This window comes from Glycomyces sp. NPDC047010, assembly GCF_040644205.1.
GTDB lineage: Bacteria > Actinomycetota > Actinomycetes > Mycobacteriales > Micromonosporaceae > Glycomyces.
In genome coordinates, this window is sequence record NZ_JBEYVY010000006.1 from 284,004 (window position 1) to 297,084 (window position 13,081).

General features: G+C 72.0%; 14 protein-coding genes and 1 riboswitch. Of the genes, 3 read left to right on the forward strand and 11 right to left on the reverse strand.

Going from position 1 to position 13,081, the window contains the following annotated elements:
- Positions 1 to 15: 15 nt before the first annotated feature.
- On the reverse strand, positions 16 to 756 hold the full coding sequence (locus tag AB0A65_RS14655; protein WP_359951381.1) for a TetR/AcrR family transcriptional regulator: 741 nt from the start codon (positions 754 to 756) through the stop codon (positions 16 to 18).
- A gap of 122 nt (positions 757 to 878) precedes the next feature.
- Between AB0A65_RS14655 and AB0A65_RS14660 the strand changes: the two genes are divergently transcribed.
- A complete protein-coding gene (locus tag AB0A65_RS14660; protein WP_359951383.1) occupies positions 879 to 1,790 on the forward strand; it encodes an NmrA family NAD(P)-binding protein in 912 nt (303 codons plus the stop codon).
- On the opposite strand, the gene AB0A65_RS14665 is transcribed toward AB0A65_RS14660, so the two are convergent.
- The gene (locus tag AB0A65_RS14665; protein ID WP_359951385.1) at positions 1,787 to 2,224 is read right to left on the reverse strand and encodes an SgcJ/EcaC family oxidoreductase; all 438 of its coding nucleotides are present in this window, start codon (positions 2,222 to 2,224) and stop codon (positions 1,787 to 1,789) included. The two genes, AB0A65_RS14660 and AB0A65_RS14665, sit on opposite strands and share 4 nt — an antisense overlap.
- 92 nt (positions 2,225 to 2,316) lie before the next feature.
- On the opposite strand from AB0A65_RS14665, the gene AB0A65_RS14670 reads away from it, so the two are divergent.
- Both AB0A65_RS14670 and AB0A65_RS14675 read left to right on the forward strand, forming a co-directional pair.
- On the forward strand, positions 2,317 to 2,772 hold the full coding sequence (locus AB0A65_RS14670) for a MarR family transcriptional regulator (RefSeq protein WP_359951387.1): 456 nt from the start codon (positions 2,317 to 2,319) through the stop codon (positions 2,770 to 2,772).
- A 49-nt stretch (positions 2,773 to 2,821) separates the two neighbouring features.
- Positions 2,822 to 4,261, forward strand: a complete 1,440-nt coding sequence (locus tag AB0A65_RS14675; protein WP_359951389.1) for a glycosyltransferase family 39 protein — start codon at positions 2,822 to 2,824, stop codon at positions 4,259 to 4,261.
- Positions 4,262 to 4,311: 50 nt separating this feature from the next.
- Here AB0A65_RS14675 and ribH read toward each other — a convergent pair whose 3' ends face one another.
- The 9 genes from ribH to def form a co-directional block, all read right to left on the reverse strand.
- The gene (gene ribH, locus AB0A65_RS14680) at positions 4,312 to 4,782 is read right to left on the reverse strand and encodes a 6,7-dimethyl-8-ribityllumazine synthase (RefSeq protein WP_359951391.1); all 471 of its coding nucleotides are present in this window, start codon (positions 4,780 to 4,782) and stop codon (positions 4,312 to 4,314) included.
- A gap of 1 nt (position 4,783) precedes the next feature.
- Complete coding sequence (locus tag AB0A65_RS14685; protein WP_359951393.1) at positions 4,784 to 6,034, reverse strand: bifunctional 3,4-dihydroxy-2-butanone-4-phosphate synthase/GTP cyclohydrolase II; 1,251 nt, start codon at positions 6,032 to 6,034, stop codon at positions 4,784 to 4,786.
- Positions 6,031 to 6,621 (reverse strand): riboflavin synthase, encoded by a 591-nt coding sequence (locus AB0A65_RS14690; protein ID WP_106364658.1) that lies wholly within the window; start codon positions 6,619 to 6,621, stop codon positions 6,031 to 6,033. The genes AB0A65_RS14685 and AB0A65_RS14690 overlap by 4 nt, the downstream gene beginning before the upstream one ends.
- Positions 6,622 to 6,709: 88 nt before the next feature.
- Positions 6,710 to 6,851, reverse strand: a riboswitch (FMN riboswitch).
- A gap of 79 nt (positions 6,852 to 6,930) precedes the next feature.
- Positions 6,931 to 7,920 carry a response regulator gene (locus AB0A65_RS14695; RefSeq protein ID WP_359951395.1) on the reverse strand — a complete coding sequence of 330 codons (990 nt, stop codon included), beginning with the start codon at positions 7,918 to 7,920 and terminating at the stop codon, positions 6,931 to 6,933.
- A gap of 7 nt (positions 7,921 to 7,927) precedes the next feature.
- Positions 7,928 to 8,623 carry a ribulose-phosphate 3-epimerase gene (rpe, locus tag AB0A65_RS14700; protein ID WP_359951397.1) on the reverse strand — a complete coding sequence of 232 codons (696 nt, stop codon included), beginning with the start codon at positions 8,621 to 8,623 and terminating at the stop codon, positions 7,928 to 7,930.
- A gap of 76 nt (positions 8,624 to 8,699) precedes the next feature.
- Positions 8,700 to 10,055, reverse strand: a complete 1,356-nt coding sequence (locus tag AB0A65_RS14705; RefSeq protein ID WP_359951399.1) for a glycoside hydrolase family 6 protein — start codon at positions 10,053 to 10,055, stop codon at positions 8,700 to 8,702.
- A 145-nt stretch (positions 10,056 to 10,200) separates the two neighbouring features.
- Entirely contained in the window at positions 10,201 to 11,586 is a 1,386-nt protein-coding gene (locus tag AB0A65_RS14710; RefSeq protein ID WP_359951401.1) for a transcription antitermination factor NusB, read from the reverse strand.
- Positions 11,583 to 12,503: a methionyl-tRNA formyltransferase gene (gene fmt, locus AB0A65_RS14715; RefSeq protein ID WP_359951403.1), complete on the reverse strand. Its 921-nt coding sequence runs from the start codon at positions 12,501 to 12,503 to the stop codon at positions 11,583 to 11,585. Before fmt ends, AB0A65_RS14710 begins: the two co-directional genes overlap by 4 nt.
- On the reverse strand, positions 12,500 to 13,051 hold the full coding sequence (gene def / locus AB0A65_RS14720; RefSeq protein WP_359951606.1) for a peptide deformylase: 552 nt from the start codon (positions 13,049 to 13,051) through the stop codon (positions 12,500 to 12,502). Before def ends, fmt begins: the two co-directional genes overlap by 4 nt.
- Positions 13,052 to 13,081 lie beyond the last annotated feature (30 nt).

Consider the following 13,081-nt stretch of genomic DNA (forward strand, 5'->3'; position numbering starts at 1 on the left):
TGCCGAGGGCCTTGCTCAGGCGCCCTTCCGCTTGTCGCGGAAGGCTTTCTGGCGACAGGCCGGGGAGCAGTACTTCGCGGGGCGGCCGGTCCCGGCGTGGGCGACGGGGGTGCCGCAGACCGGGCAGACGTCTTCCGTTACGGCGATTTCGTTACGGACGGTCGTGGCGATCGAGGTTTCGTTACGGATCTCGCGGTTTCGTTCGGTCCGCATGCCGTCCCAGAACAGCTTCGCGAGGTCCGCGGCGCGCTCCGTGGAGCCGAGCGACTGGGCCATCGCGGTGCACCCGGCCAGGAGGGCCCGCACGTCGCGGGTGTCGAGGTCGGCCCGGAGGACGCCCGCGCCCTGGGCCTTGGCGACCAGGGCCGCGAGCGGCGAGTCGATGACGCAGCGGCCGTCGCCCTTGGAGGGCTCCTGCCAGTCGCCGCGCGCCGCGAGGGCCTCGCAGATGGCGCGGTTGGCGAGGGCCTGCTCGTTGAGGAACCGCAGGTACTCGAAGAAGGCGTACTCGATGTCGGGGTGGCGCAGCATCGCGGCGCCGTAGTCGCCGAGCGCGGCCAGCCGCTCGTCCAGGACGCTCGCGAGCAGGGCGTCCTTGGTCGGGAAGTGACGGTAGACGGTGCCCGCGCCGACGCCCGCGGCCGCGGCGATCTCCCCCAGGGAGACGCCGGTGCCGTGCTCGCCGAAGAGCCGGTCGGCCGTGTCCAGGACCTTGCGGCGGTTGCGCTGGGCGTCAGCGCGCTCCGCTCGTTTCACCGCCGTCTGCAACGGTGCCCCCTCTCGCGCCCGTCGATAAACGGGTGTACTGTTCCGCTTTAGCAAGCGGGTCGCCGACTCCGATACTAACCGGCGGCCCCGGGAACGGAAAGGACCGCAGTATGCCCTCCACCGACAAGATCATTCTCGTGTCCGGCGCGACCGGTCGCCAGGGCGGGGCCGTCGCGGCCCGGCTCCTCGCCGACGGCTGGGGCGTGCGGGCGCTCACCCGCGACCCCGCGAGCGCGAAGGCGCTGGCGCTCAAGGAGGCCGGGGCCGAGGTCGTGCGCGGCGACCTGGACGACACCGCGTCGCTCGCGGCGGCGGCCGCGGGCGTCTGGGGCGCCTTCAGCGTCCACGCGGGCGCCTACGAGGGCGGGCCGTACGGCCACGACCTCGGGCACGAGGAGCGCTCGGCGGCGAACCTCGCCGCGGCGGCGAAGGCCGCGGGCGCGAAGTTCCTCGTCCACTCCTCATCCGTCGGCGTCGGCGGGCCGCTGGAGCCGCACATGGACATGCTCCAGCGCAAGGCCGAGGCCGAGAGGGCGATCAAGGCGAGCGGGCTGCCCCACACGATCCTGCGGCCGACCTCGTTCATGGAGAACACCTTCGACTCGTTCCGGGAGCTCCAGGACGGCGCGCTCGTCTCGCTCCTGCACGCCGACACCTACGAGCCGCACATCGCCGCCGCCGACATCGCGGCCTTCGCAGCGATCGCGTTCGCCGACCCCGGGACCCACGCCGGGAAGGCGTACGAGCTCGCCGGGGACGACATCACGCAGCTGGAGAAGGTCGCGATCATCTCCCGGGTCACCGGCCGCGACGTGCCGTACGTGGCCGTCGACGCCGCCGCGGTCGCCGAGCAGAGCCCCTCGACCGCGAAGACCCTGGGGCTCATCAACCAGCACCGCATCGAAGTCGACATCCCCGCGCTCAAGGCGGTCCACCCGGGCCTGCTGACGTTCGAGGAGTGGATGACCGGGATCGGGAAGCCGCTCGTGGACGCGTACTTCGCGCGGATCGACAACCGCTAGCCCCAGGCCGGAGCGGTGTCGGGCGCGAAGGCGAAGGAGATCTTCTCCATGAGCGCCTTGCGCTTGGTGTTCTGGAAGGCCGCGATGCGCCACTCGCCGTCGGCCTCGCGCACGAGCGTGTAGGTCTGGACCTTGGTGAGCTTCGCGGGCTCGGCGCCGCGCTTGCCGACGTCGCCGCGGCTGGTGACGACGGCCGTGTCGGGGCCGAGGAGGCGGATCTCGGCGATGTCGTCCACCAGGATGGACCCCTGGAGGAACTTGTCGAACAGGGCCTGGTGGGCGCGGCCGATCTCCTCGCGGCCGCGGTAGACCGTCCCGACCCAGGTCACGTAGGTCGCGTCGGCGGTGAATCCGGCGGCGTAGGCCGCGCCGTCCCCGGCGTCCCAGGCTTCGACGGTCGACTTGATGCGGGCGGTGATGCGCTCGGTGTCCATGTACGGGTCTCCTTCCGGTAGCCTGATGCAGTAGTTGCATCAGAACATTATCTGCACGCTTGCAGATATTAGCTTAAGGAAGGAGACCCGGCGTGTCAAGACCGGACCTCGAACGACTCGGCGCCGTCTACCCGAAGTACCTCAACGCCGTCGTCCTCCACGGCCTCGCCACCGCGCAGGCGATGGGCATGGGCGCCACGGACCTCTACGCGCTCGGCACCCTCGGGTTCCACGGCCGCATGACCTCCGGGGAGCTCTCGGCCAAGACCGGCCTCACCACCGGCGCCACCACGCGCCTCATCGACCGCCTCGAACAGGCCGGCATGGTGCGCCGCGTCCCCGACCCCGCCGACCGGCGCCGCGTCCTGGTCGAACCGGTCGGCGCCGATCAGGAGGACCTCGACGAGGCCCTCGCCCCCGCGCGCGATGTCCTCGGCCGCGTCTTCGCCGCCGCCTCCCCCGAGGACATCGCGGTCCTCACCGACCACTTCGAGCGGGCGACCCCCGCGTTCCACGAGGCGATCGAGGCGATGCGCAAGGCCGAGTGAGGAACACGGTACGCTGGCGCCGGGCCCCCCTCACCCCCGAAAGGCCGCCATGCGTCCTCTCCACCGACTCCACCCCGCCTTGGCGAGCCTCGCGCTCGCCGCCGCGCTGGCGGTCACGTCAGGCCGGTACGGCTACCACCGCGACGAGCTGTACTTCCGCATGCTCGACCCCGCGTGGGGCTACGTCGACCAGCCGCCGCTGACCCCGCTCCTCGGCCACGCCTCCATCGCGCTCTTCGGCGACACGGTGCAGGCGTTCAGGATCCCCGCGATCCTCTGCATGGTCGGCGTGCTGTGGCTCGCCGCCCTCATCACCCGCGAACTCGGCGGCGGCAGGGCCGCGCAGGCGCTCTGCGTCTGGGGCCTGGCGTTCGCCGGAGTGGCGCTCGCGTTCGGGCACACGCTGTCGACTGCCACAGTGGACCTCCTGGTATGGGTCGCGGTGCTGCTCTTCGTCATCCGGGCCCTCATGCGCGACCCGCGCTGGTGGCTCGCGGTCGGCGCGGCCACCGGGATCGGGCTCTACAACAAGCACCTGATCGTGCTGATGCTCGTGAGCCTCGCGGTCGGGCTGCTGGCCGTCGGGCCGCGGACGGTGCTCGCGTCGAAGTGGCTGTGGGCGGGCGTGGCGATCGCGCTGGTGGTCGGGTCGCCGAACCTGGTCTACCAGGCGGTGAACGGCTGGCCGCAACTGGAGATGGCCTCGGCGATCCGCGAGACCGACGGCGAGGAGAACCGCATCCTCCTGCTGCCCTTCCAGTTCCTGCTCGTGGGCCTGTTCCTCGTCCCGGTCTGGTTCGCGGGGATCTGGGGCCTGGTCCGCCGCCCCGAGTGGCGCCCGGCCCGCGCGCTCGCGGTCGCCTACCCGGTGCTCCTGGTGGTCGTGCTGGTCACCGGCGGCCAGTTCTACTACCCGATGGGCCTGGTCATCGCCTTCTACGCGATCGGCTGCGTCACGGTCGCGGCGTGGGCGCGAGGCCGCGGGCGGTGGGTCCTCCTCGTGGGCGCGGTGGCCCTGAACAGCGCCGTCTCCCTGGTGGTGGCACTGCCGCTCATCGCCGTGGACGAGGTCGGCGGGACGCCGGTCCCGGACATGAACAACTCGGTGCCGGACCAGGTCGGCTGGCAGGCGTACACCGACCAGGTCGAGGCCGTGGTCGCGGCCGCGCCCGAGGCCGGGGCCGTCGTCACCGCGAACTACGGCGAGGCCGGGTCCCTGGACCGGTACGGCGAGGACCTGCCGCCGGTCTTCAGCGGCCACAACGCCCTCCACCAGTACGGTCCTCCCCCGGCGGACGCCGACACGGTGGTCTTCGTCGGTATCGATCCCGGCTTCGTGAGCAGGTACTTCGACGACTGCGTCCAGGAGGCTGAGCTCGACAACGGCGTGGGCGTCGACAACGAGGAGCAGGGCGCCCCAGTCGTGGTCTGCTCGGGCCTGCGGGAGACCTGGGACGAGGTCTGGCCGGACTTCCAGCGCTTCAGCTAGCGACGCCGAAAGCCGCGCCCGCGAATGCGGGCGCGGCTTTCGCGTGCGTGCTAGTCGAGCGAGCGGATCGCCAGGGCCGCACCGAGGGCGGCCACGACCGCCTCGTAGCCCTTGTCCTCGGTGGAGTCCGCGAACCCGGCGCGGGCCACGGCCTGCTCCTGGTTGTCCACCGTGAGGACGCCGTGGGCGACGGGGGTCGACTCGTCGAGCGCGACCCGGGTCAGCCCCTCGGTGACCGACTTGCAGACGAAGTCGAAGTGGGCGGTGCCGCCGCGGACGACGGTGCCGAGGGCGACCACGGCGTCGTACTTCCGGGCGAGGGCCTGCGCGGCGATCGGGAGCTCGACGGCGCCCGCGACGTGCAGGACCTTGACCTCCGCGACCTTCGCGTCCTCGGCGGCGTCGAGCGCGCGCCTGAGCATCTGCTCGACGACCGAGGCGTTCCAGTCCGTGGCGACCACGCCGAGCGTGAGCCCGGCGGCGTCGGGGACCTTGACTGCTGGTGCTCCGTGTCCGGCCATGTTATGCGGCTTCCATTGCGGTGGCGGGCGCGAGCTGGGGCAGGTCAGCGAGGAGGTGCCCCATGCGGTCGCGCTTGGTGGTCAGGTAGGCGATGTTGTCGGGCGTGGCGTACGTCGGCAGCGCCACCCGGTCGACGACCTTCAGGCCGTGGCCCTCGATCCCGGCGCGCTTGTCCGGGTTGTTGGTGAGCAGCCGCATCGACTTGATGCCGAGGTCTTCGAGGATCTGCGCGCCGATGCCCCAGTCGCGGGCGTCGGCGGGCAGGCCGAGTTCGAGGTTCGCGTCCACGGTGTCGCGGCCCTGGTCCTGGAGCTGGTACGCCTGGAGCTTGTGCACCAGGCCGATGCCCCGGCCCTCGTGGCCGCGCATGTAGAGCACGACGCCGCGGCCCTCGGCCTCGACCGCGCGCAGCGCGGCCTGGAGCTGCGGTCCGCAGTCGCAGCGCAGCGAGCCGAAGGCGTCGCCGGTGAGGCACTCGGAGTGGACGCGGACGAGCACGTCCTCGCCGTCTCCGATGTCGCCCTTGACGAGTGCGACGTGCTCGTTGCCGTCGAACACGGCGCGGTAGCCCACGGCGGTGAACTCGCCCGATTCGAGCGGGAGGCGGGCCTCGGCGAGGCGCTTGACGTGGACCTCGTTGCGCTGGCGCCACTCCACGAGCTGGGCGACGGTGATGAGCGCGAGGCCGTGCTCGTCGGAGAACTCGCGGAGCTCCGGCAGGCGCATCATGGTGCCGTCGTCGTTCATCATCTCGGACAGGACGCCCACGGGCTGCTTGCCCGCGAGGCGGGCCAGGTCCACGGCGGCCTCGGTGTGGCCGGTGCGCACGAGCACGCCGCCTTCCTTGGCGCGCAGGGGGACGACGTGTCCGGGGCGGCTCAGGTCGCCCGCGACGGTGCCCGGGTTCGCGAGCACGCCGATGGTGTGGGCGCGGTCGGCGGCGGAGATGCCGGTGGCGATGCCGCGGCGGGCGTCCACCGTGACGGTGTACGCGGTGCCGCGCGGGTCCTGGTTCTCGGCGGCCTGGGGCGGGAGCTGGAGCAGGTCGGCGCGGTCGGCGAGCATCGGAACGCACAGGTAGCCGCCGGTGTGGCGGATCGTGAACGCCACGAGTTCGGGGGTGGCGTCCTCGGCGGCGAAGATGATGTCGCCCTCGTTCTCGCGGCCCTCGTCGTCGGCCACGATGACCGGCCGGCCGGCCTTGATGGCGGCGATGGCCTCGTCGACGGTGTTCAGGCGGATGTCGTTCATCGGGTGCCTCCAGCGGCTTCCAGCAGCTTCTCGACGTGCTTGGCGACGACGTCGGTCTCGATGTGGACCGGGTCGCCGACCTGCTTGCGGCCCAAGGTGGTCGCTTCCAGGGTGGTGGGGATGAGGCCGACGCTGAATTCGTCGCCCTCGATCCACGCGACGGTGAGGGAGGTGCCGTCCACGGTGATGGACCCCTTCTCGACCACGTACTTCGCGAGCCCGGCGGGGAGGCGGAAGGTCACTTCCTCCCACTCGGCGGCGGGGGTTCGCTTGACGATGTGGGCGACGCCGTCCACGTGGCCCTGCACGAGGTGCCCGCCGAGGCGGGTGGTGAGGGTGGCGGCGCGTTCGAGGTTGACGCGGTCGCCTTCGCGGAGGTCGCCGATCGCGGTGCGGCGGTAGGTCTCGGCCATGACGTCGGCGGTGAAGACGTCGCCGTCGACCTGGACGACGGTGAGACAGACGCCGTTGACGCTGATCGAGTCGCCGAGGGCGGCATCGGAGGTGACGAGCGGGCCGCGGACGGCCAGGAACGCTTCACTGGCCTTGACGACCTCGCCGAGTTCTTCGACGATTCCGGTGAACACGATGTGAACTCCCTACCTGCTGCGAATTCTGCGGCGCGCAGGCGGGGGCAAGAGAATAGCTCGCAGGGGCCACCAGTGGCCTCCCGCGTTGCGTCTGCTCCCATCCGGACTTTGACCGTCGGTCCTGGATTCTCACCAGGTCAACCGTCCGCTGGTTGCGGACGGGTCGCGGACTCGCGGCTTTCGCCGCTCACCGCCGGCTCGGAATTGCACCGACCCCGCTGACGCGCGTTTGCTACAAGGAATTGTGCCACGGCGATATTCCGCCGCGGTCCGTACTGTGACGCACCCTACTGACTACCGGGCGTGTCAGTGGTCGTTCGTCCAGAACACGGGACGGCGCCCGCCGCGGCCCGGCGCGCGGCCCTCGGGGTAGGCGACGTACGTCCCGGAGTGGGACTTGGCGACGCTCTTGAGGGCCGTGGCCTCGGCGACGGCCTCGTACGCGTCGGCGAAGCGCCGCTGCGTGGAGAGGGCGACGCCGATCGAGAGGGTGGGCAGGCGCGAGCGGGTCATGCGGCGGGAGACGCGGTCGGCGTGCTCGATGTAGCCGCGCTCGGCGTCCTCGGGGTCGCACAGCTGGCGCACGCGGCGCGCGAAGTGGTCGTTGAGGAAGCCGGTGACGGCCTCCACGTGCTCGGGGACGCACAGGATCGTGAAGTCGTCGCCGCCGACGTGCCCGAGGAACACCGGGGCGGCGCCCGCGTCGCCCGCCGCGGAGTAGACGCACTCGGCGAGGCCCTTGATGAACTCGTCGCCGCGCACGAACCCGTACACGTCGTTGACCGCCTTGAACTGGTCGATGTCGATGTAGCACAGGGCGAACGGGTCGCCGCGCTTGATCCACGACTGGAGCTCGCGGAGGATCCGGTCGTTCCCGGGCATGCCGGTGAGCGGGGAGGACTCGCGGACCTCGCGGTGGCGGCGGATCGCGGAGTCGATGCGCGCGGAGACCTCGGCGGGGTCGAAGGGCTTCGCGATGTAGTCGTCGGCCCCGGCCTTGAGCCCGGCGATCTTGTCGGCCGAGGACGGCTGGGCGCCGAGCAGGATGATCGGCAGGCTCGCGGTGGCCGGGTCGGCGCGGAGCTGGCGGGTGAGCGCGAGGCCGTCGATGAACGGCAGGTCGGCTTCGAGCATGACGATGCCGGGGCGGCGCAGCGCGATCCCGGCGAGCGCCTGGTAGCCGTCCCGGGCGAGCGCGGTGTCGAAGCCGTCCGCTCTCAGGCGGGAGGCGAGGAACTCCGCGATCTCGGGGTCGGCGTCGGCGATGAGGACCAGGTCAGGGGTGGTTGCGGCCATGCGCGGCTCATTGGGGTGATCGCGCCGCGTCGGCGCGGGCGCGCAGGCGCCTGGCCGCATCGGCTGGATCGTCCGCGCCGTAGACGGCGGTCCCGGCGACGAACGCGTCGGCGCCGGCCTCGGCGGCGGCCGCGATCGTGTCGGCGGCGATGCCGCCGTCGACTTCGATGCGCAGCTCCAGGTGGCCGGAGGCGGCGCGTTCGCGGGCGGTGCGGACTTTGTCGAGCATGGCGGGGATGAACTGCTGGCCGCCGAATCCGGCCTTGATCGTCATGATCAGGAGGGTGTCGAACTCGGGCAGGAGGTCCAGGTAGTCCTCGACCGGGGTGTCGCGGTCGATGGCGAGGCCCGCTTTGGAGCCCGCGGCGCGCAGGTTCTTCGCGAGCGCGACGGGGTCGTCGCTGGCCTCGGCGTGGAAGGTGACGTTGTAGGCGCCCAGTTCGGCGTAGCCGACGGCCCACCGCGCGGGGTCCTCGATCATGAGGTGGCAGTCGAGCGGGATGTCCGTGGCGGCCTTGAGGGACTTGACGATCGGGGGTCCGAGCGTGAGGTTGGGGACGAAGTGGTTGTCCATGACGTCCACGTGGAGCCAGTCCACGGCGCCCTCGACCGCGTCGGCCGCCTCCGCGAGGCGGGCGAAGTCGGCCGCCAGGAGGCTGGGTGCGATGACGGTGTCGGCCTGCGCCGCTTGGAACTGTGCCACACGGACAGTGTAGGTCGCGAAACCGCGACGCAGGCCGGACACCTGGTGCCTTCTGTGGCTCAGGTCAGCTTTCTGCTCAGCAGGGGACGTCGAAGTCCGCGGCCGGGCCGGAGGCGACGAAGCCGAACAGCTCCTTCGTCTGGCCCGCGCCGACGGCGCCGTTCCAGCCGACGTCGCTGGCCGTCACGGTGGAGCCCGAGGTCGTGAGCTGCACGTTCCAGCTGGACTGGACCGATTGCGAGCCCGGCCAGGTCCAGTGGACGGTCCAGCCGCTGACGGCCGCGTCGGCGGTCATCGAGACCCTGCCCTGCCAGCCGCCGTTCCAGGAGGAGACCGTGTCGATGTGGACGGTGCAGTCCCCGGCGGGTCCGCCGGTGGTCGGGTCGTCCGAGGTCGGGTCGTCGCTGGTGGGGTCGTCGGAGGTCACCGGGTCGGTCGGCTCGACGTCCCCGGGCCAGCCCGAGCCCGCGTTGTTGGCGAGCTGGTAGGCGAGGTCGGGGATGAACTGGCCGGCGCTCCCTGCGCAGCCGTCGGCCTCGCCGGGGAGCTTGACCCACAGGTACGCGTCGATGCCGTTCGCGCCGGTCGCGGTGGTCGGGAAGTTCCCGATGGCGCGCCCGGACGGGTCGCACCACTGGTCCCCCGCGGGCCCGTTGCCATTGCGGCTGGTGTCGATGACGGCGCCCTTGTCGGACCCGATGGTGTTCTGGATCTGGTTGGCGTAGGCCGTGGACTCGGCGGTGGTGCGGTAGTTGGAGGTGTTGAGCGAGAAGCCGTCCGCGTACTGGACGCCCGCGGCCTGGAGCCGCGAGGCGGCGGTGGCGGGGGCGAGCCAGTTGGAGTGGCCGGTGTCGATGTAGACCTTGACGCCGGAGTCGGCGGCCTTGAGGGTCTGCGCGGCGTACGCGAGCGAGGCGTTGATCTGGGCCAGTTCGCTGGAGCCGTAGCAGTCGTGCGCGATGACGTCGGGTTCGAGGACGATGTATGCCGGTCCGTCGAGCTGGGCGGCGATCTGGTCGATCCAGCCGCGGTAGACCGAGTGGCTGGACGCGCCGCCGCCGGAGGCGCCGCCGCAGTCGCGGTTGGGGATGTTGTAGACGACCATGATCGGGGCCGCGCCCGCGGCGGCGGCGCCGTCCACGACGGCCGAGACCTGGGCGGCGATGCCGCCGGTGGGGCTGGTCTGGGTGAACCAGGTGCCCGCGGGGGTCTCGGCGATCCGGTCGCGGATGACCGCGGCGCGGGAGTCATTGGGGTTCTGGGCGACCCAGCGGGCCGCCTGCGTGTTCGGGTTCGTCCACAGTGCCTCCGCCTGGGCGGAGACGTCCTGCGCGCCCGCGTTGGGACTGAGGAGGAAGCCCGCGCTGAGCGCGGCGACCACTGCGGTGGCCGCTCCCGCGACGATCGCCGCGAGGCGATTGCGTCGGTTCATCTGGTGCTCCTTGGGGTCTAGGTGCCGGTAGCCCGGAGTACATTCACTTATGTCAATGTATGGTAGCGCTTCCAAAGAGCATACTTAAGCGGCCTCACCCGTCAAAAGGGCAGCACGGCACCCCGACCGCGGTCGAACAGGGGTGTTACCGGTCGCCGGTCCTGCGCAGCAGCGCCATGAACATCGCGTCGGTGCCGTGCCGGTGCGGCCACAGCTGCACGAAATCGCCCCGCGCCGAATCCGGCACCCGGTCGAGCAGCCAGTCCGGCCGCACGAGCTCCGCTCCCCCGGCCTTGAGCACCGACTCCACGGCCTCCGAGGTCTCGTCGAGCACCGGCGAGCACGTCACGTACGCGACCAGGCCCCCCTTGCGCGCCAACCGGAGTCCCGCCGCCAGCAGCTCCCGCTGGAGCGGCACCAGGGCGTCGAGGTCCGACCGCTGCTTGCGCCAGCGCGCCTCCGGGCGGCGGCGCAGCGCGCCGAGCCCCGAGCACGGCGCGTCCACGAGCACCCGGTCCGCCGAGCCCGGCTCGCCGAAGAGGCGGCCGTCGCCGGTGTGGACGGTGACCGGGAGTCCCTTGGCGGCCTTGGCGACCAGCTCGGCCCGGTGGGGCTGGACCTCGACGGCGTCGAGGTGCGCGCCGCGCTGCGCGGCGAGCGCGCCGAGGAGCCCGGTCTTGCCGCCGGGGCCGGCGCACAGGTCGATCCAGGCCGCGTCGGGGCCCTCCAGGGGCGCTTCGGCGAGCGCGACGGCGACGAGCTGCGAGCCCTCGTCCTGGACGTGCGCGAGGCCGGTGGCGACGGACTTGATGCGGCCGGGGTCGCCGCCGGGCAGGTACACCGCGTACGGCGAGTACTTGCCGTGGAGGCCGCCGCGGGTCTCGCGGGACAGGTCGCCCTTGGTGATGCGGCCGGGCTTGGCGCACAGGTGGACCGGGGGCGCGACGTTGTCGGCCGCCAGCGCGGGCGCGAGCTCCTCGGGGCCGACGACGGCCTCGAACTCGCGGGCGATCCACTCGGGGTGGGCGTGGCGCAGCGACAGGTCGTGGAGGCGGTCGCCGGTGGCGAGCTCCTCGCACCACTGGTCGAGGTCCTTCGCGGCGACCTTGCGCAGGACGGCGTTGGTGAGCCCGGAGACGCGGGGGCTGACCGCGGCCTTGACGAGGCTGACGGTGGTGGCGACGGCCGCGTGCGCGGGGATGCGCATGTACAGGAGCTGGTAGGCGCCCAGGCAGAGGGCGTCGAGGAGGTCCTGCTGGAGTTCGCGCACGTCGCGCCCGGAGGCGGCGGCGAGGATCTTCTCCAGGGTGCCGAGGCTGCGCAGGGTGCCGTAGGTGAGCTCGGTGATGAGCCCGGCGTCGCGGCCGGTGTGGCCGGTCTCGTTGATCATGCGGGGCAGCACGATGTTGGCGTACGCGTTGTCGGCGGTGACGGCGCGGATCGCGTCGAAGGCGATGCGGCGCGGGTTGACGGTGGGACGCGGGGCGTCGTCGTCGCGGCGGCGGTTGCGGCGGGGCCTGTCGTCACTCATGCGAACCTCGGTGCGGTCTGGAGGCCGCGGCCCCACGATGCGGCGTCCATGGGCTTCTTCCCGGCGGGCTGGACCTCGCCGAGGAGCACGGGCTCGGTGGCGGTCCCGACGTGCACGGTCTTCTTGGCGACGGCGACTTCCCCGGGCTCCAGTTGCGGCCCTTCGGAGTCGGGGGTCACGGGGCCGAGGCGCAGGCGCTGGCCGTCGAGGTCGGTCCAGGCGCCGGGGGCGGGGGTGACGGCGCGGACGCGGCGGTCGACGGCGAACGCGGGGTCGCTCCAGCGGACGCGGGCGTCGTCGACGGTGATCTTGGGGGCGTGGGAGACGCCGTCCTCGGGCTGGGGTTCGCCGACGAGGGCGCCGGCGCAGAGGGCGCTCACGACGTCGACGGTGAGGCGGGCGCCCGCGATCGCGAGGCGGCCGAGGAGGTCGCCGGAGGTGTCGCGGGGGCCGACGGGCTCGGTGAGGCGGCCGTAGACGGGGCCGGTGTCGAGGCCCTGTTCGAGCTGGAAGACGCAGGCGCCGGTCATGGCGTCGCCGTTGAGGACCGCGTGCTGCACGGGGGCGGCGCCGCGCCATGCGGGCAGGAGCGAGAAGTGGAGGTTGATCCAGCCGAGGCGCGGGATCTCCAGGGCGGCGGGCGGCACGAGCGCGCCGTAGGCGACGACGGGGACGACGTCGGCGGCGAGTTCGGCGAGGCGCTCCAGGAACTCGGGCTCACGGGGCTTGGCGGGGGTGAGGACCTCGATCCCGTGCTCGTCGGCCCAGGCGGCGACGGGCGAGCGGTGGACTTTGCGGCCGCGCCCGGTGGGGGCGTCGGGCCTGGTCAGGACGGCCACGACGTCGTGGTCGGACGCGTGGAGGGCCTCCAGGGTCGGCAGGGCGACCTCCGGGGTCCCGGCGAAGACGATCCTCATCGCTTGAAGAACACACCCTTGGTGTCGTGGGGGGTGACTTTGACTTTGACGTCTTCGTTGTACCAGTCCTGGGCCTGGATCTCGGTCATCGCGGCCTTGCGGCGCTCCGAGTCGAGGCGGTCGATGAAGATGATGCCGTCGAGGTGGTCGGTCTCGTGCTGGAGGCAGCGGGCCATGAGGCCGGTGCCGACGATCTGGAGCGGGTCGCCGTACTCGTTGAAGCCCTTGGCGACCACGTTCTGGCGGCGGATCGTGTCGAAGTAGAGGCCCGGCAGGGACAGGCAGCCCTCGGGGCCGTCCTGCTCCTCCTCGTCGGGGAATTCGAGCACGGGGTTGACGATGTGGCCGATGACGTCGTCGACGTCGAAGGAGAACACGCGCTTGCCGACGCCCAGCTGCGGGGCGGCGAGCCCGGCGCCGCCTTCGTCGCGCATGGTGTCGAGCAGGTCCTTCACGAGGTTCCGCAGTTCCTTGTCAAAGGTGTCGACTTCCTCCGCCGCGGTGCGCAGGACCGGGTCGCCGAAGATGCGGATGGGCTGGATCGACAATGTGCTGACCTTCCGGAGCGTGTACTGGCC

What these genes read in the sequence shown, in the direction of transcription:
- AB0A65_RS14660 (WP_359951383.1), top strand. Translation starts at nt 879, where the DNA reads ATGCCCTCCACCGACAAGATCATTCTCGTGTCCGGCGCGACCGGTCGC.
- AB0A65_RS14665 (WP_359951385.1), bottom strand. Translation starts at nt 2,224, where the DNA reads ATGGACACCGAGCGCATCACCGCCCGCATCAAGTCGACCGTCGAAGCC.
- AB0A65_RS14675 (WP_359951389.1), top strand. Translation starts at nt 2,822, where the DNA reads ATGCGTCCTCTCCACCGACTCCACCCCGCCTTGGCGAGCCTCGCGCTC.
- ribH (WP_359951391.1), bottom strand. Translation starts at nt 4,782, where the DNA reads ATGGCCGGACACGGAGCACCAGCAGTCAAGGTCCCCGACGCCGCCGGG.
- AB0A65_RS14685 (WP_359951393.1), bottom strand. Translation starts at nt 6,034, where the DNA reads ATGAACGACATCCGCCTGAACACCGTCGACGAGGCCATCGCCGCCATC.
- AB0A65_RS14695 (WP_359951395.1), bottom strand. Translation starts at nt 7,920, where the DNA reads ATGGCCGCAACCACCCCTGACCTGGTCCTCATCGCCGACGCCGACCCC.
- AB0A65_RS14705 (WP_359951399.1), bottom strand. Translation starts at nt 10,055, where the DNA reads ATGAACCGACGCAATCGCCTCGCGGCGATCGTCGCGGGAGCGGCCACC.
- AB0A65_RS14710 (WP_359951401.1), bottom strand. Translation starts at nt 11,586, where the DNA reads ATGAGTGACGACAGGCCCCGCCGCAACCGCCGCCGCGACGACGACGCC.
- fmt (WP_359951403.1), bottom strand. Translation starts at nt 12,503, where the DNA reads ATGAGGATCGTCTTCGCCGGGACCCCGGAGGTCGCCCTGCCGACCCTG.